Here is a 22,509-nt window from a genome sequence, read left to right on the forward strand (position 1 = left end):
GACCGCCATGCGGCTGCCGCACCTCGTGATCACGATCATGACCCTGGTGCTGGCGGCCGTGCCGCTCGCCCTGCGACCAGTCCTCGCCCAGGAGACGCCGGCGCCGCTGTCGATCGCCGTACTGGCGCCGTTCCCGTCCAATCCCGGCAAGGGCAGGCTGATGGAGGCGCTCGCCCGCGAGCGCGGCATGACGCTCGACTACGTGATGGTCGACAAGCTCGACGACGCCGCGATCGCCGATGTGCTGCGCGGCCGCGATCTGGTGCTGCTCGACTGGGTGATGGAGACCACCTTCGTGCCGATGGTGGCGCGCCTGAAGGCGCCGCTCGCGGCCTTCCCGGGCAAGGTGTGGGGCGGCATGATGTGGCGGCGGCCCGACCTCACCCGCGGCCTCTCCCCGCAGGCGGCCGAGCGCATCCACGCCTACTGGACCAATGGCGGCGACGCCAATGTCCGCGCCCTGCTCGACTATGTCCGGGTCGACCTGTTCGGCCGGCCGGGCGAGGCCGCGGCGGCGCCCGTGCTGCTGCCCGAGCTGGCGATCTACCATCCCGACGCACCGCAGCGCGTCTTCGCGACGCTCCCCGAGTACCTGGCCTGGCGGGCGCCGCGGCCGGACCAACCGGTGATCGGCGTCGGCTTCCATCGATCGGAGCTGGTCAACAACACCACGGATCACGTCGACGACGTGATCCGCCGCATCGAGGCGAAGGGCGCCATGGCGCTGCCGTTCTGGGATCCGAACAACGGCCGCAAGACGCTGCCGCTGTTGCAGCAGGACGGCCGCACCGTGCCGGACGCGCTCGTCTCGTTCACGGGCGTCTACACGAACGTCGACGAGCAGCGCGAATGGATGGCAGCGCTCGACCGGCCGGTCATCCAGGTGCTGCCCTACACCGAGGGCTACGAGGAGGACTGGCGCAAGGACGACGCCTATCCGGTGCGGCTGCAGGGCGTGTTCTACTCGCTATCGGAGGCCGCCGGCCGCATCGACCCGACGCTCGTCACGGCGCGCCGGCGCAGCGACGAGAAGCTCGCCGTGATACCCGAGCAGGCGGACGCGCTGGTCGCCCGCGTGCTCGGCCAGGCGGCGCTGCGGCGCAAGCCGAACGCCGACAAGACCGTGGCGATCTTCGTCTGGAACAGCCCGGCCGGCGAGGAGAACTTTTCCGCGTCCTACCTGAACGTGCCGGCCAGCATCGTCGAGATCGTCGACCGGCTGCGGCGCGAAGGCTACGACGCGCCGGCCGTCGACGAGGCGACCGTGATCAGCACCATGAAACGCCTGATCCGGCCCTACTACCGCACCAAGGACGACCGCGAGCTGCGCGCCCTGCTCGCCGACGGCCTCGCCGAGCGCGTGCCGCTCGCCGACTACCGGGCGTTCCTGGCCGGCCTGCCGGCCGAGACGCAGGCCGCCACGCAGGCGGCGTGGGGGACACCGGACGACACCTACCTGACCCTGAAGGACGGCGACCGCGTCGACTTCGTCGTGCCGCGCTGGAAGATCGGCAAGCTCGTGATCCTGCCGCAGCCGCTGCGCGGCAGCCGGCGCGACCAGGAGGACGACATCACCCACGACAAGAAGCGGCCGCTCCATCACGCCTACCGGGCCGTCTATCTCGGCGTGACGACGCAGATGGCGGCCGACGCCATCGTGCATCTCGGCACCCACGGCACCCAGGAATGGGCGCCCGGCAAGGAGCGCGCGCCGGCCGTCGGCGACGACACCCAGACCACCATCGGCAACATCCCGGTGATCTATCCCTACACGATCGCGAACGTGGGCGAAGCGATCATCGCGCGGCGGCGCGGCCGCGCCGTCACGGTGTCCCACAACGCCCCGCCCTTCGCGCCGTCCGGCCTCTACGGCGCGTTCACGGCGTTCCACGAGCTGCTGCACCAGGCGACCGGCGGCGCCGAGGGTGCCGTCCAGGAGGCGGTGCGGCGCCAGGTGATCGCGCAGGCGAGCAAGCTCGGCCTCGTCCGCGACATCGGGCTGTCGGAGGCGGACGCGGCCCGCGACGTCGACGGCTTCCTCGACAAGGTCCACAAGCATCTGCACACGCTCGGCGCCCTGCCGCAGCCGCTCGGCCTGCACACCTTCGGGCGCGTCGCCGACACCGACAAGACGCTCACCACCGTGCTGCAGATCCTCGGCCCCGACTATCTGAAGGCTTGGGGCCAGGATCCGGCCGAGGTTCTGGCCGAGCCCTACGACACGCTGCAGGGCGAGGAGGCCTTCACGGCGCTGCGCCGCGCCGTGGTGGAGAACGCCGATCTCGGCGGCTTCCCGGAGCCGGTGCGGCCGTTCCTTTCAGACGCGCGCCGGCACTTCGCCAACATCACACAGCCGATGGAGATGGAGAGCTTCGTCAAGGCGCTCTCGGGCCGCTTCGTGCCGCCTTCGACCGGCAACGATCCGATCCGCAATCCGGACGCCGTGCCGACCGGCCGCAACATCTACGGCTTCGACCCGCGCAAGATTCCGACCAGGGCCGCCTGGGAGGCCGGCCGCACGCTCGCCGACGCGCTGATCGCGGACTACAGCGCCAAGCACGGCGTCGCCCCCGACAAGATCGCGCTGTCGATGTGGCAGACCGAGACGCTGAACCATTTCGGCGTGATGGAGGCGCAGGCCCTGCATCTGCTCGGCGTCCGCCCGGTGTGGAACCAGCGCGGCGACGTGACCGGCGTCGAGGTGGTGCCGCGCGAGGACCTCGGGCGGCCGCGCGTCGACACAGTGCTGTCGATCACCGGGCTCTATCGCGACAACCTGCCGGAGCTAGCGGCGCTGCTGCAGGGCGCCGTCGACACGGTCGCAGCGCTCGACGAGCCCGACAACCCGCTCGCCGCCGCGAGCCGTCGCGTCACGCAGATGCTGATCGACAAGGGGATCGCGCCGGAGCGCGCGGCCCGGCTCGCCCGCGTGCGCCTGTTCGGCAACGAGTCGGGCGTCTACGGCACCAACCTGCCGGAGGCGACGCTCGCCTCGGGATCGTGGGAGAGCGAGGGGACGCTCGCGACCACCTATCTGTCGCGCATGGGTTACGCCTTCGGCAACGATCCCGACACCCGCAACGTCAAGATCGGCGCGCTCGGCCTGTTCGCCGAGGCCCTTAAGGGCACCAAGGCCGCCGTGCTGTCGCGCTCCTCCAACGCGCACGGCATCGTCTCGATCGACCATCCGTTCGAGTATCTGGGCGGGCTCGCGCTCGCGGTCCGCCATCTCGAAGGGCGCACCCCCGATCTCGTGATCAGCGACCTGCGCAATCCGCGCGACGCGAGGAACCAGTCGGTGGCGCAGTTCATGAGCACCGAGCTGCGCAGCCGCAACTTCCATCCGCGCTACGTCAAGGAGCTGATGAACGAGCGCTACGCCGGCGCCAACCGCATGCTGGAGGGGGTGAACAACTTCTGGGGCTGGGCCGTGATGGACCCGGGCAGCGTGCGGGCCGACCAGTGGCAGGAGTTCCACGACGTCTACGTCGCAGACAAGCATCAGCTCGGCCTGAAGGACTTTTTCATGCAGCACCACCCTGCGGCGCTCGCCCAGATCAGCGAGCGCATGCTGGAGGCGGTCCGCAAGGGCTACTGGGACGCCCCCGAGGAGGTGGTGAAGCGCCTCGTCGAGACGCATCGCGAGATCGCCGCGAGCCGCGACCTGCTGGTGGAGAATCAGAAGTTCGCCGAGTTCGTCGCCACCAAGGCCGCGGGCTTCGGCCTGCTCGCGGCGGCCCCGTCCGCGACCGCGAGCGACGCGACGCCGGACGCCGCGGCCGAGATCCCGACGGCGGCCCCCACCGTGGTCACCGGGATGCGGCTCGAGAAGCAGCCGGAGCCCGCCGCCCCGGACGCCCCGCAGCCGTGGGCGCTGTGGCTGACGATCCTCGGCACGCTCTTCGCCGGCGGCGCCTTCGAGCTCGGCCGCGCGCGCCCCCCGCCTCGTCCGCGGATCGCCAGCGGACACGCGAGCGTTTGAGCGTCGGCCGGAGGCGGGCCGGGGTCGTCTCGGCCCGGTGAGCTGTCGATCTTCGGCGCGCCTCCGCGGCCGCACGCTGGTGGTGCTCGGCGCGTGCGAGGCCGAGCACGCGGCGCGATGGACGAGCGGCACTCCGCCCACGACGTGCACGTGCGGTGTCGTCCGGGCGCGCCTCGGCTATAGTCGGTCGATGCCGCAGAGCCCCCGACTCGAACCCGAGGACTGGACCGCGCCATGACATCCGTCGAGCTCTCCGCCGAACGGCCGACCGAGACCCCCGCCCTCCGACGTCGCCCCCGCGCCCGCGGGAGCGCCGCCCGGCTCGCCGCGCTCCTGGCCGGGCTGGCGAGCGTCGCCGTGGCCATGCCGGCCGAAGCCGGCCATCGTCGCGACCGGACCTTCGTCGGCTCCTTCGTGGTCGTTCGGACCTGGACCCCGCCGACCTGGTCCGTGCCTCAAGCCGGCTGGGTCTACGGCGTGCCGGCGATCTACGGCAGGGCCGTGCGCACCAAGGTCTATCCCTACGGGCCACGGGGCGACGCCAAGACCGCCTACTGGTATCCGCACCTCGTCTACGGCCGCTGCGGCTGCGCTGTCGACGGGCTGTGCTGCTGAGGTCGGTTCGCGCCGTCGCGTCGCCGGCCGGGGTCGTCCACCGGCCGGCTCATCTGGAGGAGGCAACCGTGCCGTCCGCCCCGCATCGCTCCCGCGTCGGCGCGCTCGCGCTCGGCGCGTCCCTGCTGGCGGTCGTCCTGATCGCCGGGCTCGTGGCGCCGTGTCCGGCCCGCGCCGAGCAGGCCGTGATGCTGCTGCCCGACGCGACCGCCACGGTGCCGGCCGGACCGCCGGCCGCGCGCGGCCGCACGCTGGTTCCGCTGCATTCGACCGTCATCGCCGGCGGCGGCCGCACCAAGATCAATTTCTCCGGCCTTCTATCGATCCACAACGCCTCGGCCAAGGACGTGCTGGTGATCGAGGCGGTCGAGTATCGTGATCAGGCCGGCCGGCTGGTCGAGCGGACGCTCGACAAGCCGGTGGCGTTGAAGCCCTATGCGTCGATGCAGGTGGTGATCGCCCAGGAGGACGTGCGCGGCGGCATCGGCGCGAGCTTCGTGGTCGACTGGGCGGCGCCGGCTGCCGACGCCGAGCCGGTGATCGAGGCCGTGATGGTCGCCGTCCAGGGCACCCAGGGCTACAGCTTCGTGTCGGCCGGCCGCCGCATCCCGCGACCGTGACGGCCGCCGATCGCCCCGCTCGGCGCGCCGGCGCGCGCCGGAGCGCCCGGCAGCTTCCGCAGGATCAGGCCCGGCAGATCGTCGCTGGCGTCCAGCGCCCGCGCGGCCGGGCCGACGACCCCGCCCGGCCGATACCCGGGCGCACCGAAGATCGGTGGCTCGGAGACGGGTTGCTCGAAGACTGGTGCCTCGCAGACCGGTTGCTCGAAGACCGTTTGCTCGAAGACTGGCGGCCCGGCGACGACGGCCGGTGCCGCACACCCGTCGGCTGCGGCGTCACGGCGCGGCTCGACCGCGATGACCATCGGGGTCGCGCCGGCCACCATCGCGGCAGGCGTGGTCGCAGCAGGGATGACAGCGGCAGGCATGGGCGTGGCCGGCATGGGCGTGGCAGGCATGGGCGTGGCAGGCAACGTCGCGGCAGGCCTGGTCGTGACGACGCCGGAGCTCGATGCGGATGTCGACACTGGGATGTGCTCCGCCGGCGATTGCGTCTTGTCGGACGGCGACAGCGCGACGGTTCCGCGCGCCCGCGTCATCCACCCCTCGGTCTCGAGCGCGCGGACCAGCGCGTCGGTCGCCAAGCGAACGTCGATTGTCGATCCCGTGTCGGAGGCGATCAGCAGCAGCCGCGCCACCGCGGCCCAGTGCGGACGGAGCCGGGATACGAACGGCAGGTCGTCGAGCAACGCCCGGTTCACGTCCACCAGCGTGCGCATCGGGCGCATCGGGCCGGACTTCGGCGTCACGAAATAAGCGAGTTCGGTGTTCCAACTCATGAAAATATGGCGCTCACGGCGCGAGATGCACGACAACGACCTTCAACGAATAAAACAGTACCTTATTCGGACGACTTAGCCGCGGTAAATTAGACGCTCAACCACCGATCGTGACAAATCCGTGTCGCCTGGGCAACGAACCGCTCTAGCCCGGTATCACGTCACGCCAGATCGCATTATTCAGGATCTGGATGACGTGAGCGACCGGTGACGTATCGAGCACTCAGATCGTCGAGTCGTCGACCACCCAGCCGACCTTCTCGAGCGGCGCTTCCATGCGATACTTCAGGCCCTGCGGCGCATACTCGATGGAATGCTTGCCGATCCGCCGCATCGTGTCCTCGATGATCTTGCGGCCGTAGCCGCTGCGGGTCGGCGGGGCGACGGTCGGGCCGCCGTCCTCCTGCCACGACAGCACGAAGGCCATCGGTCGCAGATCGCGCTCGACGCTCCAGCGCACCGCGATGCTGCCCTCGGGCGCCGACAGCGCCCCGTACTTCACGGCGTTGGTGGTGAGCTCGTGCAGCAGCAGCGCGAAGCTCTGCGCCGCGTTCTGCTTCACCATCACCTCCACGCCGTCGAGGGTGACGCGGTCCGCGAAGGCCGACGTCTCGGAGGCGAGAATCTGACGCAACGGCGCACCGCGCCACTCCTGCTCGGTCATCAACGTGTAGGCGCGGCCGAGCGACTGCAGGCGATCGATGAACACGTCGCGCGCCTCGCGCAACGGCCGCTCGCCCGACAGGCTCGACAGCGCCACCGACTGGATCACGGCGAACAGGTTCTGGATGCGGTGATTGAGCTCGCCGATCAGCAGCCGCTGGCGGTCCTCGGTGCGCTTGCGCTCGGTGATGTCGACCAGCTCGGCCAGCACATAGGCGCGCCCGTCGACCGTCATCGGCTTGAGCGCGATCTCGACCGGGAACTCGCTGCCGTCCTTGCGGCGCGCCGCCAGGTCGCGCCCCATCCCCATCGGCCGGTCGCGCGGCGACAGGTCGAACACCCGGCGGAGATCCGGATGGCCGTCGCGGAAGCGATCCGGGACCAGACACTCGACCGGCTGGCCGACGAGCTCGCCGCGCGCGTAGCCGAGCAGCTCCTCGGCGTGCTCGTTCGCGAAAACGATGCGCGCCACGCCGTCCACCAGGACCAGGCCGCTCGGTCCCGACTCGAGGATCATGTGAACAATGTCGCGTGGATCCCGCATCTCGGTCACTGTCGCGGTCAGGCTATTGCAGGACGCGCAGTCCGGCAACCAGACCCGTTGTCCGTGTCACGCGTGGACTTTCCTAATCCGTCGCCACTTTGGGTGATACGGACGGCCTGCAATGTGAGCAGCCTCACACCGCGCCTCGAACCAGCGCGTCCCGAGGCGTGCGGAACCACCCATGCCGACCGAACTCCTGGACAACCAGGGCGTCCGGCGCGTTGACCAGTGTCAAGCCGCTGCCGGTCGGACGTCGTTCCGGCTGGCCGCTGCCGCGCCGGCCCGCTCGTTCGCGCCTCCATCCGGATCCGCCCTCCTGCCCGCGAACGAGTACAGGACAGAGAACGAAGGGCGCGCAACTGTGGAAATCAGGGCGGATCGCAATACCAGGGCCGACGTCCGCCGCGACGGACGTGGCACCGGTTCGGCCGCAGCGATCCGTGTCGCCGCAAATGGACGTGACTACTCGACAAAATCGCCGCAACGCTGCACCGCCGTGTCGGCGGGACCCCACGGCATGATCGGCACGCTCGACGTCGAATTCTTCGGCGAGCCTTCGATGATCCGATCTGAATAGACCATATAAACTAGTACATTGCGCTTCACATCGCAGCCCCGGACGATCTGCATCTTCTTGAAGAAGAGAGAGCGGCGCTGGCGGAACACGTCCTCGCCCTGCTCGAACTTTTTCTTGAATCGCACGGGTCCGATCTGCCGGCAGGCGAGCGAGATGTCGGAGACCTCCTCGGCCAGCCCGAGCCAGCCCTTGAAGCCGCCCTTCTCGGGCACCGTGAAATGACAGGCGACGCCGTCGACCTCCGGGTCGTCGAGCCCATAGGTCGCCAGCTTGTCGTTGGGGCTCAGCCACTTGAACACGGTCGACCGGCGGAAGATCAGGTCCGGCTCCTCGGCCGCGGCGGCCGGCACGACGCTCGCGAGACCGAGGCCGAGGGCCATCGCGACGGTCGCGACGACACAGCGCGCCCGCCGGGAAACCCGGCGCGACTTGTCGACATCACCTTGCATTTCCAGCTCCGTTTTAGACGACACGGCGGCGGGCGGGTACGGCCCGCGCCGTGTCGAGACAGGATCATTGTGACGGTTGTCAATTACCCAACGCGGGATCGGTTTCCTGGCGCCGCAAGAAATGCCGAAGACGGCGCCTCGCAGGGGCACCTCGACGGGCGAGCCGCGGAGACACGGCGCGACAGCGACCTGTGGGCGATCACCAAATGGGTCTCGTCGGTCGTCGTCGGGGGGTCCCGATCGGCCGCTGTCGGCCGGAGTCGGAGACCGGATCGAGAACGGATCGGGCGAGAACGGATCGGTCAGGAACGGGTCAGTACGGGAAGAAGCCGCCCTGCCGTTGGCCACCCCAGCTCTGGCCCCAGCCACTGCGCTGCCAGGCGTCGGCGCGGCGATAGCCGCCCCAGCCCTGGTCGACCGTCTCGGTCCGCGGCTTGCGGCGGACGGCCTTCTTCTTCTTCGGCTTCGCCGGCTCGGCCGCGGGCTTGTCCTCGCCGGCGGCCATGATGGCCTCCTTGGGCGGCTCGCCGGTCACAGGCGGCGCGGCCGCGGCCGGAGCGGGCGTCGTCGGGGCCGCGACCGCCGACGTCGTCGCCGGGTCCACCGGGGGCCGCCCGTCAGGGACCCGCCGACCGTCCGTCGAAGCGGTCGGGCCGGTGGTGCCGATCGGGGCCAGCGCGGTCGCCGACACCCCGCGCCGTTGCCGCGGCGCGGCCGACGGTGCCGCTCCCGGGGCCGCGACGGCCGTCGGCGGGACAGCGGCGGGCGGCGCTTCTGTGGCAGCGGGCGCCAGCCCGACCGTGCCTGCACCGGTCGTCGCCGCGTAATCCTCCCAGCTCCGCCCGACCGGCGCGTCGAGGGCGGAGGTGCGGGTCATCTCGTCGACGACCATGTAACCGGCCGCCGCCATCACGACTGCCACCGAAGCCACGCCGCCGAGTCGCGCGAACGACAATCGACGGCGGCTCGGCCGGGCCCGCTCGGGCCACAGCGAATAGTTACCGGATGAATGGGAAGCCATGATCGTCCCCGAGACGCCGTACGCGGACACGGCCGTCTCGTGATAACGTCGCGACGCCCCGAAAGTTCCCGTCCGCCGCCGCGAGTCGGCCACAAAGCGTGGTGCGCCGAAACGCCGGGACGGTTCAACCTTTCGCGGCGAGCAATGCCGCCAAATGCTGGAAAATCAGACAGCCACGGGCCGCCCCTTCTCCGGCACGATCACCCGCGTCGCGTGGCCCTTCATCTCGGCGACGAACTTCTCCGCGGTCGGATCGATGATCGGGAACGAGCCGTAATGGCAGGGGATCACGGCATCGAGCTGGAAGAAGCGCTTCACGGCGAATGCCGCGCTCTTCGCGCCCATGGTGAAGCGGTCGCCGATCGGCACCATCGCGATCTTCGGCCCGTGCAGCTCGGCGATCAGCCCCATGTCGGAGAACACGTCGGTGTCGCCCATGTGATAGACGGTCGGCTCGCCCGCCGCCTTGACGATCACGCCGTTGGGATTGCCGAGCCCGATCGGAATGCCATCGACGAGATCGCCGGAGGAGTGGTCGGCTCGCACCAGCGTCACGGTGAAGGCGCCCAAGTCCGTAGTGCCGCCCGTGTTCATCGGGTTGAAGCTCTTCAGCCCCTTCGACACCAGCCACATGCCGAGATCGTAGTTGGTCGTCACCGTCGCGCCGGTCTCGGCCGCGATCGAAAGCGTGTCGCCGACATGATCGCCATGGCCGTGGGTCACGAGGATGTGCGAGACGCCCGCGATCGCCGCGGCACGGTCGCTCGCGAAAGCCGGATTGCCGGTGAAGAACGGATCGATCAGCACGGCCGTGCCCTTGAAGTCGAGCCGGAAGGCGGAATGGCCGAACCAGGTGATCTCCATGACGAACTCCCCCTTTCGCGCGATGACGCCTCGCGCCGCGCTGCGGATCATATCGATCGAAAGATAAGCCGCAGGCGCGCAGGAGCGTCAATCGCACCCGACCGGCTCGGCGCGGGACTCGCGCCGCTGTGGACGCCGTGCTAGGCGGGCGCATGCCCGCACCCGTCCTTCCTCTCGTCGAGATCGCCCCCCTGCTGCCGGAGCGCGGCGCCCTCGTCGGCCTCGATCTCGGCGACAAGACCATCGGGGTCGCGGTGAGCGATCCCGACCGCCGCCTCGCCACCGGCGTCGAGACCATTTCCCGCAAGCGGTTCACCGAGGACGCGAACCGGCTGCTGGCGCTCGCCGCCGAGCGCCGCGTCGCCGGCCTGGTGCTCGGCCTTCCGCTCAACATGAACGGCAGCGAGGGGCCGCGCGCCCAGGCGACCCGCGCCTTCGCGCGCAACCTGGCGAAGCTCACCGAGCTGCCGATCGGCCTGTGGGACGAGCGGCTGTCGACGGCCGCGGTCGAGCGCGAGCTGATCGCCGCCGACGCCAGCCGCAAGAGCCGCAAGGCCGTGATCGACCAGCACGCCGCGATCTTCATCCTGCAAGGCGCCCTCGACCGCCTGCTGCGCGGACCGGCGTGAAGCCGGCGCACGCATGAAAAAGGGCGGGTCCGAAGACCCGCCCTCTCGTGATCGACATCAGCGCGTTCGAACGCGCCCGATCAGTACAGCGGATACGGCAGCACGGTGCCCTGAGTGCCCGGCTGGCCCGTGATCGCGGCCACGCCGAAGTCGGCGCGACGGGTCCGGCAGTCACCGATGTAGCCGTAGCCCCGGTTGAGGTCGGTCGAGATCCAGCACTGGCCGGAGCCCGCGACCGCGGCGGTGCCGCCGGCCGGGCCGGTCACCGGACCGCCGGCCGAGGCGTAACCCTCGTAACCGGGCTGCCAGCCGGCGTTGTAGCCGCCGGTGAGAGGGCTCAGCGCGGCCCCGGCGATGCCAGTGGCGAGGCCGACGCCGGCGCCGACCGCCCCGGCCGCGAGACCGACGCCGGTGCGGGCCGCCTGGCCGGCGACCCCGACCCCGGCGGCGACCGGACCGCCGTAGTAGCCCTGCGAATAGGACTGCGTGGCGACACGGTCCTGGTAGCGCATCGACTTGCGGGACTGCGCCTCGCTCGGGGTGGCGGCGCCGAGGGCGACCGCACCGACCAGACCGGCCGCGAGGGCGTAACGAATCGTCGTCTTCATCGTGTTCTGCTCCATGTGATGACGAGCCCGCTCCGGACAACGATCACGCCGCGCGGGGCGCGAGGTCGCCGCCCCGGTCGTCCGGTTCGTGACGTCGCGGTGACAGGCTCTCGTGCCGTCAACAGGCGGCCGCGCGGTCGGTTCCGCCGCGGCGCAACATGACGCACGGCATTGACATCATTCGATGATCGCGGTCTGGGGAGGATGATCGCACCGGTCGCCGCGGCATCGCCACGAAGCTGCCGCGGAGGGGCCGCGCATGGCGGGCGCGGCGCGCCGCGGACCGCCTGCGGCCGATGCGCTCACCCCGGCATGGCGCGGGTGAGGCTCACCCCGGCATGGCGCGGGTGAGCAAGTGGTCGATCTCCTGGCTCGAGAGATCGCTGGTGCCCGCCGTCGCCTCCGCGGCACCGGCGAGCCGCAGCCGGGCGAATATCTCGGCGATCGGCGAGGCCGAGGCGCGCAACGCGGCCGCGGTGGCGAGCAGCGCCAGCCGCTCCACGGCGACGCGGGCGAGCCGCTCGCGCTCCGGGCTGTCGAACGCCGCCCGCACGGCCATCGCCGTCGCGACGGCGCCGGGCAGGTCGCCCGCCTCGCCGGCGAGGTCGTCGACCACGGCCATGACGGCGTCGCGGTGGCGGCCCAGCGTGCGCAGTACGTCGAGGCACAGGACGTTGCCGGCGCCCTCCCAGATCGCGTTGACGGGCGCCTCGCGATAGAGCCGCGGCAGCGGCCCGTCCTCGACGAAGCCGTTGCCGCCGAGGCACTCCATCGCCTCCGCCACCAGGGCCGGCGCGGTCTTGGCGACCCGGAACTTGGCGACCGGGGTGAGCAGGCGGGCGCGCAGGCGCTCGGCCGGATCGGCGGACGCGAGATCGAACGACCGGGCGAGCCGGAACACCAGCGCGACGGCCGCCTCGGTCTCGAGCGCGAGGTCGGCCAGCACGGCGCGCATCAGCGGCTGCTCGTGGAGCCTCCGCCCGGACACATCGCGGTGGCGGGCATGGTGGACCGCGTGGGCGAGCGCGGCCCGCATCAGCCCGGCCGACGAGACGGCGCAGTCGGCGCGGCTGAGCTGGATCATCTCCATGATGGTGCGCACGCCCTCCCCCTCGGCGCCGAGCGGCCAGCCGAAGGCGTCGCGGAACGCTACCTCGGCGGTGGCGGCCGAGCGGCCGCCGAGCGTGTTCTTCAGGCGCTGCAGCTCGAGCCCGTTGATCTCGCCGTCCGGCCGGAAGCGCGGCACCAGCACGGCGACAGGCCCGCCCGGCGCCTGCGTCAGCACGACGAAGCCGTCGCTCATCGGCGCCGACATGAACCACTTGTGCCCGCTCACCGCGTAGCCGTCGGCGACCGGCGCGGCCGTTGTGGCGACGCCGCGCACGTCGGTGCCGACCTGCCGCTCGGTGACGCCCATGCCGAGCGTCAGGCCGAACTTCTCTTCCCATGGCCGGAAGCTCGGGTCGTAATGCCGGTTCACCACCTTCCTGATCATCTCGACCGCGACCGGCGACGCCGCCGCGGCGAGCGGCGCCACCGCGGCCCGGGTGGTGATGACGGTGGCCAGGTGCCCGTTTTCCACCTGGGCGACCATGTAGAACCGGGCCGCGCGCGCGACCTCGGAGGGGGCGTCGGCGCGGGCTCCGTCGGGCGTCCAGGTCGAGCAGTGGAGGCTGGCCCCGACGCTCTCCTTCAGCAGATGATGGTAGGACGGGTGGAACTCGACCGTGTCGCGCCGCTCGCCGCGCGCGTCGAAGGCCTGCAGGCGCGGCGTGTTCTCGTTGGCGAGACGCGCGTGCTCGCCCATCTCGCCCGCACCCCAACGCCGTCCGAAAGCGCCGAGGAGGCGCGCCTCGTCGACCGCGCCGTTGGCGACGACGGCGTCCTTCAGGGCGCGGTCGGTGTCGTAGAGATCGATGTCGGCGAAGAATGGAGGCTGGTTGTGGCGACCCTGCTCGGCCATCATGCGTGTCCCGCCCTGTGCACTCGCCCAACCCTAACCCGATCTCGCCGGCCGTGCCGGATCTTTCCGGCCGAGTCCGGACCATCTTGTCCCCAGCCCGTGCCCTCGTAGCTGGGGACAAATACGGAGCTTAGCACGGCGTGCTTGCTGGGCTCCGCGAACGAGCCTATACGGCTGGCTTTGATGAATATGGCACCCAAACCCGCCTTCGTGCTCCGCCAGCGTCATTTGCTGGGGATCGAGGGCCTTTCGCGCGAGGAGATCGTCGGTCTCCTCGACCTCGCCGAAGAATTCGTCGATCTCAACCGCCGCGTCGAGAAGAAGACCACCTCGCTGCGCGGTCGGACCCAGATCAACCTCTTCTTCGAAGCCTCCACCCGGACCCAGGCGTCCTTCGAGCTCGCCGGCAAGCGGCTCGGTGCGGACGTGATGAACATGTCGGTCGCGTCCTCGTCCATCCGCAAGGGCGAGACGCTGATGGACACGGCCATCACGCTCAACGCGATGCACCCCGACATTCTCGTCGTGCGGCACAACGCATCGGGCGCCGTGAAGCTGCTCGCCGACAAGGTCGACTGCTCGGTCGTCAACGCCGGCGACGGCGCCCACGAGCATCCGACCCAGGCGCTGCTCGACGCGCTGACGATCCGCCGCAACAAGGGCCGCCTCGAAGGCCTCACGGTGGCGATCTGCGGCGACATCCTGCACTCGCGGGTGGCGCGCTCCAACTTCCTCCTGCTCAACGCCATGGACGCGCGGGTGCGGGTGATCGCGCCCTCCACGCTGCTGCCGCCCGGCATCGAGCGGTTCGGCGTCGAGGTGTTCCGCGACATGCGCGAGGGCCTGAAGGACGCCGACATCGTGATGATGCTGCGCCTGCAGCGCGAGCGCATGAACGGCTCCTTCATCCCGTCCTCGACCGAGTACTTCGCCTATTACGGCCTCGACGAGAAGAAGCTCGCCTACGCCAAGCCGGACGCGCTGGTGATGCATCCGGGCCCGATGAACCGCGGCGTCGAGATCAACTCGACCGTGGCGGACGGCGCCCGCTCGCTGATCCGCGAGCAGGTCGAGATGGGCGTCGCGGTCCGCATGGCGATCCTCGAGGCGCTGTCGCGGAACCTGCCGAATGCGTGAGCCGGCTCTTCGGGTCGGCCACGTCGTTTCTTTCCGTCATGGCCGGGCTCGTCCCGGCCATCCACGTGTGAACCACCGCGGGACGTCCAGAACGTGGATGCCCGCGACGAGCGCGGGCATGACGGGCCGGGGTGACCGGCGACCGCATCACGCCTCGCGCACGCCCGCTGAAGTCCTGGTGTGACCATGCTCTCCGAACGCCGCCCGATCCTTCTCGCCAATGCCCGCGTCGTCGACCCCTCGCGCGATCTCGATCTCGTCGCCGACGTGCTGATCGCCGACGGGCTGGTGCGCGACATCAAGCGCGGCATCGGCGCCGCCGGCGTGCCGGAAGGCACCGAGGTCGTCGACTGCGCCGGCAAGGTCGTCGCACCGGGCCTCGTCGACATGCGCGCCTTCATCGGCGAGCCGGGGGCCGAGTATCGCGAGACCTTCGCGTCGGCGAGCCAGGCGGCCGCCGCCGGCGGCGTGACCACGATCGTCTGCCAGCCCGACACCCATCCGCCGATCGACGATCCCGCCACCGTCGACTTCGTGATGCGGCGCGCCCGCGACACCGCGATCGTCAAGGTTGTGCCGATGGCGGCGCTGACCAAGGGCCTGAAGGGCGACGAGATGACCGAGTTCGGCCTCCTCAAGGCCGCCGGCGCCGTCGCCTTCACGGACGGGGCGCGCAGCGTGACCAACGCCAAGGTGATGCGCCGCGCCCTCACCTATGCGCGCGACTTCGACGCGCTGATCGTCCACCACACCGAGGATCCGAACCTCTCCTCCGACGGCGTGATGAACGAGGGCGAGTACGCGGCCCGGCTCGGCCTGCTCGGCATCCCGAAGACCGCCGAGACGATCGTGCTGGAGCGCGACATGCGGCTCGTCGGGCTGACCGGCTCGCGCTACCACGCGGCGTCCCTCACCTGCGCCGACTCGCTCGACGTGTTGAAGCGCGCCAAGGACGCCGGCCTCGCCGTCACGGCGTCGGCGTCGATCAACCACGTCACGCTCAACGAGCTCGACGTCGGCTCCTACCGCACCTTCTGCAAGGTGACGCCGCCGCTGCGGCCGGAGAGCGACCGCGTCGCCCTGGTCGAGGCGCTGTGCAGCGGCCTCGTCGACGTGATCATGTCGGACCACGACCCGCAGGACGTCGAGACGAAGCGGCTGCCCTTCGCCGAGGCGGCGCCGGGCGCGATCGGCGTCGAGACCATGCTGGTCGCCGGGCTGCGCCTCGTCCATTCCGGCGACGTGCCGCTGCCGACGCTCATTCGCGCCATGTCGACCCGGCCGGCCCAGCTCCTCGGCCTGCCCGGCGGCACGCTGAAGCCCGGCGCGCCGGCCGACGTGATCGTCATCGACGTCGAGACGCCCTGGGTGCTCGACCGCGAGGACCTCAAGTCGAAGTGCAAGAACTCGCCCTTCGACGAGGCCCGCCTGCAGGGTCGCGTGGTGCGCACCATCGTGGCCGGCCGCACCGTCTACGAGTTCGTCTGACCGGCCGGACGACTCGCGATCGATGTGAGCGGCGCGTCACGACGGATTGTCGGGGAACCGGCCGCCCGATAGGGTCCGCCGCACGCGCCGCCGCTGTGGCCGGCGGACAAGCTCACCCCCGGAGCGGACGACGATGCTCCAACCCGGTTCCTGGATCGACGCCGCGCCGCTCATCGCGGCCGCGCTGGCGCTCGGTTATCTGCTCGGCTCGATCCCGTTCGGGCTGCTGCTGACCCGGATCGCCGGCGAGGGCGACATCCGCACCATCGGCTCGGGCAATATCGGCGCCACCAACGTGCTGCGCACCGGGCGGAAGGGGCTCGCCGCCGCGACCCTGCTGCTCGACGCGCTGAAGGGAACGGCGGCCGTGCTGATCGCCCCGCTGCTCGCCGGCGCCGCCGCCGGGGCGGCCGATCTCGGCCTGGTCGCCGGGCTCGGCGCGTTCCTGGGCCACCTCTATCCGGTGTGGCTGCGCTTTCGCGGCGGCAAGGGCGTCGCCACCTTCATCGGCGTGCTGATCGCCGTGTCGCCGCTCGTCGCCGCCGGATTCGGCGTGGTGTGGCTCGCCGCCGCCTTCGGCACCCGCTACTCGTCGGTCGGCGGCCTCTCGGCCAGCGCGGCGAGCCCGGTGCTCCTGTGGATCCTCGGACAGCCGAAGGCGGCGCTCCTGTTCGCCGTGCTGGCCGCGATCACCTGGGTGAAGCATCTCCCCAACCTGAGGCGCCTCGCCGCCGGCACCGAGTCGAAGATCGGCGCCCGCGGGAAAAAGACACCGGCGGCCGACGAGCCGGCCTGAGCCGCCTCCGTCGGGACGCGGCGGCGCCGGGCCGGCGCGGGGCGGTCGACGGTCGCGCCCGCGACAATTCGCGCATCCCGAAAATCCTGAATGGCTGGCGCCGGAACAACGTTCCGGCCGCAAACCGAACCGGCGGTTCTTTACAGGCCGCGGCCCCATGCCGTATCGCGACCTCCGGGAACCGTGACGCCGCCGACTCCGGCGACGTTCGGCCGTCGGCGTCTCGCGGGGCGCGGCGGACCGGTCGCGGCAGGGGAATCGCGTCGAGCGGCGCGACGCAGGGGGTGTCTCGTGGCTGTTCAGTGGGCCGACTACGATCTCGACTACATCCGCCACCGCTACGACCGCATCGCCCGCCTGATCGTCCCGTTCGAGTGGCTCTTGTTCATGCCCTCGGCCTTCCGTCGCACCGCGGTCCAGCGCATCGGCCTCGCGCCGGGTGAGCGGGTGCTGGAGATCGGCTGCGGCACCGGGCGCAATCTGCCCTTCCTGCGCGACGCGGTCGGCCCGGCCGGGCGGGTCTACGGCGTCGACTTCTCGCCCGGCATGCTGGCCCGCGCCCGCGCGAGCGTCGCGGCCGCCGGCTGGGACAACGTCGTCCTCACCGAATCGGACGCCGCCGAATACCGCGCGCCGGAGCCGCTCGACGCGGTGATGTTCGGCCTGTCCTACAACACCATGCCGCACCACCGCGCCGTGCTGGCCCGCGCCCTCGACCTGCTGAAGCCCGGTGGCCGCATCGTCGTCATGGACGCCAAGCTGCCGCCCGGGATCGGCGGCCGGATGGTGCTGCCGTTCAGCATCTGGCTGATGAAGCACACGGTGCTGGGTAATCCCTACATCCGGCCGTGGGAGCACCTGGAGCCGCTGGTCGACGACTTCCGGATGGAAGAGTTCCTGTTCGGCTCCTACTACGTCTGCCGCGGCGTGAAGCGCGGCTGACCCGCCCGGATCGCCGCCGCGCCTGCAACCTCACCTCGCGCAGAACGCGAATCACCCCTCGCGCATCGCGCGCTCCCATGCCACGATACCGCCCGGCGGTGTGGCCGGCCCGGTCGGCCCGCCCGGCAGGGGGAGCGTCCGCGTGGCGCCCGGCGTGCGTCTCACCGACGAGCAGCGGCTCGACTGGCTGCGGCTGATCCGCAGCGAGAATGTCGGCCCACGCACCTTCCGGGCGCTGCTCAACCGGTTCGGCGGCGCCCGCGCCGCGCTCGCCGCCCTGCCCGACCTCGCCCGCCGGGGCGGCGCCACCCGGCCCGTCCAGGTCACCACAGTCGACGAGGCCCGCAAGGAGATCGCGACGGCGCGCCGCCACGGCGTCGTCTTCGTCGCGCTCGGCGAGCCCGACTACCCGCCCGCCCTGCAGGCGATCGACGACGCGCCGCCGCTGATCGGCGTGCGCGGCCGCCTCGACCTCCTGCAGCAGCCGGCCGTCGGCATCGTCGGCGCCCGCAACGCCTCGGCGGCCGGGCTGATGTTCGCCGAAAGAATCGCCCGCGAGCTGGGCGAAGCAGGATTCGCGGTGGTCTCGGGCTTGGCGCGGGGGATCGACGGTGCCGCCCACCAGGGCAGCCTCGCCCGCGGCACCATCGCCGTGCTGGCCGGCGGCCAGGACCGGCCCTACCCGCCCGAGCATCTCGATCTCCTGGAGACGATCGCGGCGCGCGGCGCCGTGGTGTCCGAGATGCCGATGGGCTGGGTGCCGCGCGGGCGCGATTTCCCCCGTCGGAACCGCATCATCTCCGGGCTGGTGCTGGGCGTCGTGGTGGTCGAGGCGGCGCGCCGCTCCGGCTCGCTGATCACGGCCCGGCGCGCCCTCGAGCACGGCCGCGAGGTGTTCGCCGTGCCCGGCTCGCCGCTCGACCCGCGCGCCGAAGGCAGCAACGACCTGCTCAAGCAGGGCGCGACCCTGGTGACCGGCGCCGCCGACGTCGTCGCCGCGCTGGAGCCCATGCTGGGCGGGCGATTCGAGCGGCCGCTCGACGAACCGGCGCCGATCACCCTGCCACTGCCCTTCGAGATGCCGGAGGACTCGCGCACCCGCGACGGTATCACGGCACTGCTCGGCCCGACCCCGGTCGCCGTCGACGACCTGATCCGCTGGTCCGGCGCGGCGCCCGCCACGGTCCACATGACGCTTCTGGAGCTCGAGCTCGCCGGCCGCCTCGACCGCCAGCGCGGCGGCCGGGTGGCGCTGCTGGTCTGAGGGCCGCGCGGTAGGCGCTGCCGTGTCTCGAAACGCCAGATCCGCAAGACTAGGTCATTCCGGGGCGCGCCGAAGGCGCGAACCCGGAATCCAGCGAACTCGGCATTCTTGGCTGGATTCCGGGTCCGGCGCTCCGCGTCGTCCCGGAATGACGAACTTCGCAAAGCCCTCCGAACTGCACAGGGCCAAGCGCCTTCCCGCTCACCGCGGCGGCGCGCCGTTGGCGCGCTCCTGCGGGCGGCCGGCCCCGCTGTGCGCCTCCGCCTCGACCCGCGCCATGTCGAGGATGTAGCCGAGCGTCGGCAGGCCGTGGCGCCGCGCCATCCGGGCGAGGTCGCCGGTCAGATCCGCGATATAGGCGGCCGTGGCCTGCGGCGTCGGCCGCTCGTCGGCAGGCGAAAGATCGGACATGAGATCCCCTGCCGCGCGACCGGGCGGGTTTCCCGCGCGGCCGCACGGGCGCATGGTCTCGCTCGTGGTTTCCGACAGGAATTCTATCTCAAATCGCGACCGTAAATAAACACAACTTTTGATACGTGCTCGGGTGTGCGAGCGGCGCGCTGCAGCCCGGATTTGACACCTGCCCCCCGCTTAACCATTTTCCGGGCCGCGGCGGCCCGGAACCGGGTCCCCGGCGCACCACGTCCACTGCAAGGCTTTTCATGAACGTCGTCGTTGTCGAATCTCCGGCCAAGGCGAAGACCATCAACAAGTATCTCGGCCGTGGCTACGAGGTGCTGGCCTCCTTCGGGCATGTCCGCGACCTGCCGCCGAAGGACGGGTCCGTCGATCCCGAGGCGGACTTCCGGATGATCTGGGAGGTCGACGGCAAGGCGCAGAAGCGGATCGCCGACATCGCCCGCGCGCTGAAAGGTGCCGACAAGCTGATTCTCGCGACCGACCCGGATCGCGAGGGCGAGGCGATCTCCTGGCACTTGATCGAAGCGTTGCGTGAAAAGCGCGCGCTCTCGCCGGACCAACCGATCGAGCGGGTGGTGTTCAACGCCATCACCAAGCAGGCCGTCACCGAGGCGATGAAGCACCCGCGCGTGGTCGACCAGGCGCTGGTGGATGCTTACCTGGCGCGCCGCGCGCTCGACTATCTGGTCGGCTTCACGCTGTCGCCGGTGCTGTGGCGCAAGCTGCCGGGCGCCCGCTCGGCCGGCCGCGTGCAGTCGGTCGCGCTGCGGCTCGTCTGCGACCGCGAGCTGGAGATCGAGAAGTTCGTCAGCCAGGAGTACTGGTCGCTGGTCGCGACGCTCCTGACCCCGCGCCAGGAGGCGTTCCAGGCCCGGCTCGTCGGGGCGGACGGCAAGAAGATCACCCGGCTCGACATCGGCAGCGGGGCGGACGCCGAGGCGTTCAAGCAGGCGCTGGAGGCCGCCCGCTACACGGTCGCGAGCGTCGAGGCGAAGCCGACCCGGCGCAACCCGCAGCCGCCCTTCACGACCTCGACCCTGCAGCAGGAGGCGAGCCGCAAGCTCGGCTTCGCCCCGGCCCACACGATGCGGGTGGCGCAGCGGCTCTACGAGGGCGTCGACATCGACGGCGAGACGGTCGGCCTGATCACCTACATGCGAACCGACGGCGTGCAGATGGCGCCGGAGGCGATCGCTTCGGTGCGCAGCGTCGTCAAGGAGGACTACGGCGACCGCTATCTCCCGGCCGCGCCGCGCCAGTACCAGACCAAGGCGAAGAACGCCCAGGAGGCGCACGAGGCGATCCGCCCGACCGACATGGCGCGCCGCCCGCGCGACATCAAGCGCGGCCTCGAGCCCGACCAGGCGAAGCTCTACGAGCTGATCTACATGCGGGCCGTGGCGAGCCAGATGGAATCGGCCGAGCTGGAGCGCACCACGGTCGACATCACCGCGAGCGCGGGGGGCCGCACGCTCGATCTGCGCGCCACCGGCAGCGTGATCACGTTCGACGGCTTCCTCGCCGTCTATCAGGAGGGCCGCGACGAGGATCCCGACGACGACGAGAGCCGCCGTCTGCCGGCCATGAGCCAGGGCGAGCCGCTCGCCAAGCAGGCGCTCGACGTCACCCAGCACTTCACCGAGCCGCCGCCGCGCTACTCCGAGGCGTCGCTCGTGAAGCGCATGGAGGAGCTCGGCATCGGCCGGCCGTCGACCTATGCGTCGATCCTGCAGGTGCTCAAGGACCGCAACTATGTGCGGATCGACAAGCGCCGCCTCGTCCCGGAGGACCGCGGCCGCATCGTCGTGGCGTTCCTGGAGAGCTTCTTTTCCCGCTATGTCGAGTACGACTTCACGGCCGATCTGGAGGAGCAGCTCGACCGCGTCTCCAACAACGAGATCGAGTGGCACCAGCTGCTGCGCCGCTTCTGGACCGACTTCACCGGCGCGGTCGACGGCATCAAGGACCTGAAGATCAGCGAGGTGATCGACGCGCTCGACGCGATGCTCGCCCCGCACATCTTCCCGGCCCGCGAGGACGGCTCCGACCCGCGCGTCTGCACGACCTGCGGCACCGGCCGCCTGTCGCTCAAGCTCGGCCGCTTCGGCGCCTTCATCGGCTGCTCGAACTATCCGGAATGCCGCTACACGCGGCCGTTCTCGGTCGGCAACGGCGAGGGCGGCGAGGCGGAGAACAAGGTCTTGGGCCAGGATCCCGACACCGGCTTCGACGTGACGCTGCGCAGCGGCCGCTTCGGCCCCTACATCCAGCTCGGCGAGGCGAACGGCGGCGACAAGCCGAAGCGCGCCGGCCTGCCCAAGGGCACCGACCCGGGCAGCGTCGACCTCGAGATGGCGCTGCGGCTGCTGTCGCTGCCGCGCGAGGTCGGCAAGCATCCGGAGGACGGCGAGCCGATCCTGGCCGGCATCGGCCGCTTCGGCTCCTACGTGCAGCACGGCAAGACCTACGCCAACCTGGAGCCGGGCGACGATGTGCTGGCCATCGGGCTCAATCGCGCCGTCACGCTGATCGCCGAGAAGCGCGAGAAGGGCGGCAAGGGACGGCGGTTCGGCGGCGACCCCGGCAAGACGTTGGGCGACCATCCCGACCAGGGCGGGCCGATCGTCGTCAAGGCCGGCCGCTACGGGCCGTATGTGAGCCACAACGGCATCAACGCGACGCTGCCGAAGGACAAGACGCCGGAGACCATCACGCTCGCCGAGGCCGTCGAATTGATCGCTCAGCGGGCCGAGAAGACGGGCGGCGCCCCCAAGCGCAAGGCTCCGGCCAAGAAGGTGGCGGCCCCGAAGGCGAAGGCCAAGGACACCAAGGCGAAGGACGAGGGCGAGGCGAAGCCCGCCAAGAAGGCCGCGCCGAAGAAAGCACCGGCCAAGAAGGCGGCTGCCAAAGGCGCAGCGAAGAAGCCGGCCGCCAAGGCGAAGAAGACCCCGGAGCCGGCCGACAGCGAGTGAGCTCTCGGCGCGAACATCTGAATCCGACCTGTCGGCACCTGCGTACGGCGCCGGCGTTCGAGGGTGGGCTTAGCCCTGCATCGCAGCCTGCTCTCTCCCCCCTTGTGGGGGAGAGGTGGAGAGGGGGGTGAGCCGCGAACTCAGAGACCGTGGCTCACCCCCCTCCCTGTCCCTCC

18 protein-coding genes are annotated in these 22,509 nt (G+C 71.0%); 10 read left to right on the top strand and 8 right to left on the bottom strand.

Features of this window, described 5'->3' with window-relative positions; all coding sequences use genetic code 11:
* The first annotated feature begins 7 nt into the window (after positions 1 to 7).
* The 3 genes from cobN to ABTU92_RS03440 all read left to right on the top strand — a co-directional run bounded on the left by cobN (position 8) and on the right by ABTU92_RS03440 (position 5,217).
* On the top strand, positions 8 to 3,982 hold the full coding sequence (gene cobN / locus ABTU92_RS03430) for a cobaltochelatase subunit CobN (RefSeq protein ID WP_408087689.1): 3,975 nt from the start codon (positions 8 to 10) through the stop codon (positions 3,980 to 3,982).
* A 234-nt stretch (positions 3,983 to 4,216) separates the two neighbouring features.
* On the top strand, positions 4,217 to 4,597 hold the full coding sequence (locus ABTU92_RS03435; RefSeq protein ID WP_408087691.1) for a hypothetical protein: 381 nt from the start codon (positions 4,217 to 4,219) through the stop codon (positions 4,595 to 4,597).
* Between the two features lie 68 nt (positions 4,598 to 4,665).
* On the top strand, positions 4,666 to 5,217 hold the full coding sequence (locus tag ABTU92_RS03440; protein ID WP_408087693.1) for a DUF3124 domain-containing protein: 552 nt from the start codon (positions 4,666 to 4,668) through the stop codon (positions 5,215 to 5,217).
* Here the strand turns inward: ABTU92_RS03440 and ABTU92_RS03445 are convergent.
* From ABTU92_RS03445 to ABTU92_RS03465, 5 genes are all read right to left on the bottom strand, one after another.
* Entirely contained in the window at positions 5,175 to 5,996 is an 822-nt protein-coding gene (locus ABTU92_RS03445) for a hypothetical protein (RefSeq protein ID WP_408087695.1), read from the bottom strand. The two genes, ABTU92_RS03440 and ABTU92_RS03445, sit on opposite strands and share 43 nt — an antisense overlap.
* Before the next feature lie 223 nt (positions 5,997 to 6,219).
* Positions 6,220 to 7,176 (bottom strand): PAS domain S-box protein, encoded by a 957-nt coding sequence (locus ABTU92_RS03450; protein WP_408087697.1) that lies wholly within the window; start codon positions 7,174 to 7,176, stop codon positions 6,220 to 6,222.
* Between the two features lie 489 nt (positions 7,177 to 7,665).
* A complete protein-coding gene (locus ABTU92_RS03455; protein ID WP_408087788.1) occupies positions 7,666 to 8,160 on the bottom strand; it encodes a CreA family protein in 495 nt (164 codons plus the stop codon).
* 382 nt (positions 8,161 to 8,542) lie between these two features.
* Positions 8,543 to 9,280, bottom strand: a complete 738-nt coding sequence (locus ABTU92_RS03460; RefSeq protein WP_408087699.1) for a hypothetical protein — start codon at positions 9,278 to 9,280, stop codon at positions 8,543 to 8,545.
* Positions 9,281 to 9,415: 135 nt separating this feature from the next.
* Complete coding sequence (locus ABTU92_RS03465) at positions 9,416 to 10,114, bottom strand: metal-dependent hydrolase (RefSeq protein WP_408087701.1); 699 nt, start codon at positions 10,112 to 10,114, stop codon at positions 9,416 to 9,418.
* Positions 10,115 to 10,266: 152 nt separating this feature from the next.
* On the opposite strand from ABTU92_RS03465, the gene ruvX reads away from it, so the two are divergent.
* Positions 10,267 to 10,743 (top strand): Holliday junction resolvase RuvX, encoded by a 477-nt coding sequence (ruvX, locus tag ABTU92_RS03470; RefSeq protein WP_408087703.1) that lies wholly within the window; start codon positions 10,267 to 10,269, stop codon positions 10,741 to 10,743.
* A gap of 80 nt (positions 10,744 to 10,823) precedes the next feature.
* Here ruvX and ABTU92_RS03475 read toward each other — a convergent pair whose 3' ends face one another.
* Together ABTU92_RS03475 and ABTU92_RS03480 are read right to left on the bottom strand one after the other, a co-directional pair.
* Complete coding sequence (locus ABTU92_RS03475) at positions 10,824 to 11,366, bottom strand: hypothetical protein (RefSeq protein WP_408087705.1); 543 nt, start codon at positions 11,364 to 11,366, stop codon at positions 10,824 to 10,826.
* A gap of 313 nt (positions 11,367 to 11,679) precedes the next feature.
* Positions 11,680 to 13,317: an acyl-CoA dehydrogenase family protein gene (locus ABTU92_RS03480; protein WP_408087707.1), complete on the bottom strand. Its 1,638-nt coding sequence runs from the start codon at positions 13,315 to 13,317 to the stop codon at positions 11,680 to 11,682.
* Between the two features lie 180 nt (positions 13,318 to 13,497).
* Between ABTU92_RS03480 and ABTU92_RS03485 the strand changes: the two genes are divergently transcribed.
* From ABTU92_RS03485 to dprA, 5 genes are all read left to right on the top strand, one after another.
* Positions 13,498 to 14,451, top strand: a complete 954-nt coding sequence (locus tag ABTU92_RS03485) for an aspartate carbamoyltransferase catalytic subunit (RefSeq protein ID WP_408087709.1) — start codon at positions 13,498 to 13,500, stop codon at positions 14,449 to 14,451.
* Positions 14,452 to 14,637: 186 nt separating this feature from the next.
* Positions 14,638 to 15,939: a dihydroorotase gene (locus ABTU92_RS03490; protein ID WP_408087711.1), complete on the top strand. Its 1,302-nt coding sequence runs from the start codon at positions 14,638 to 14,640 to the stop codon at positions 15,937 to 15,939.
* A gap of 133 nt (positions 15,940 to 16,072) precedes the next feature.
* Positions 16,073 to 16,735, top strand: coding sequence for a glycerol-3-phosphate 1-O-acyltransferase PlsY (gene plsY / locus ABTU92_RS03495; RefSeq protein ID WP_408087713.1), 663 nt, complete (start codon positions 16,073 to 16,075; stop codon positions 16,733 to 16,735).
* A gap of 291 nt (positions 16,736 to 17,026) precedes the next feature.
* A complete protein-coding gene (locus tag ABTU92_RS03500) occupies positions 17,027 to 17,677 on the top strand; it encodes a class I SAM-dependent methyltransferase (RefSeq protein ID WP_408087715.1) in 651 nt (216 codons plus the stop codon).
* A 142-nt stretch (positions 17,678 to 17,819) separates the two neighbouring features.
* On the top strand, positions 17,820 to 18,941 hold the full coding sequence (gene dprA, locus ABTU92_RS03505) for a DNA-processing protein DprA (protein WP_408087717.1): 1,122 nt from the start codon (positions 17,820 to 17,822) through the stop codon (positions 18,939 to 18,941).
* Positions 18,942 to 19,142: 201 nt separating this feature from the next.
* On the opposite strand, the gene ABTU92_RS03510 is transcribed toward dprA, so the two are convergent.
* Positions 19,143 to 19,352: a hypothetical protein gene (locus ABTU92_RS03510; RefSeq protein ID WP_408087719.1), complete on the bottom strand. Its 210-nt coding sequence runs from the start codon at positions 19,350 to 19,352 to the stop codon at positions 19,143 to 19,145.
* 251 nt (positions 19,353 to 19,603) lie between these two features.
* Here ABTU92_RS03510 and topA point away from each other — a divergent pair, with 251 nt between their 5' ends.
* Positions 19,604 to 22,333: a type I DNA topoisomerase gene (topA, locus tag ABTU92_RS03515; protein ID WP_408087721.1), complete on the top strand. Its 2,730-nt coding sequence runs from the start codon at positions 19,604 to 19,606 to the stop codon at positions 22,331 to 22,333.
* Positions 22,334 to 22,509 lie beyond the last annotated feature (176 nt).

Origin of the sequence: Rhodoplanes sp. SY1, from assembly GCF_046000175.1 — a bacterium.
Taxonomy (GTDB): Bacteria; Pseudomonadota; Alphaproteobacteria; order Rhizobiales; family Xanthobacteraceae; genus Rhodoplanes.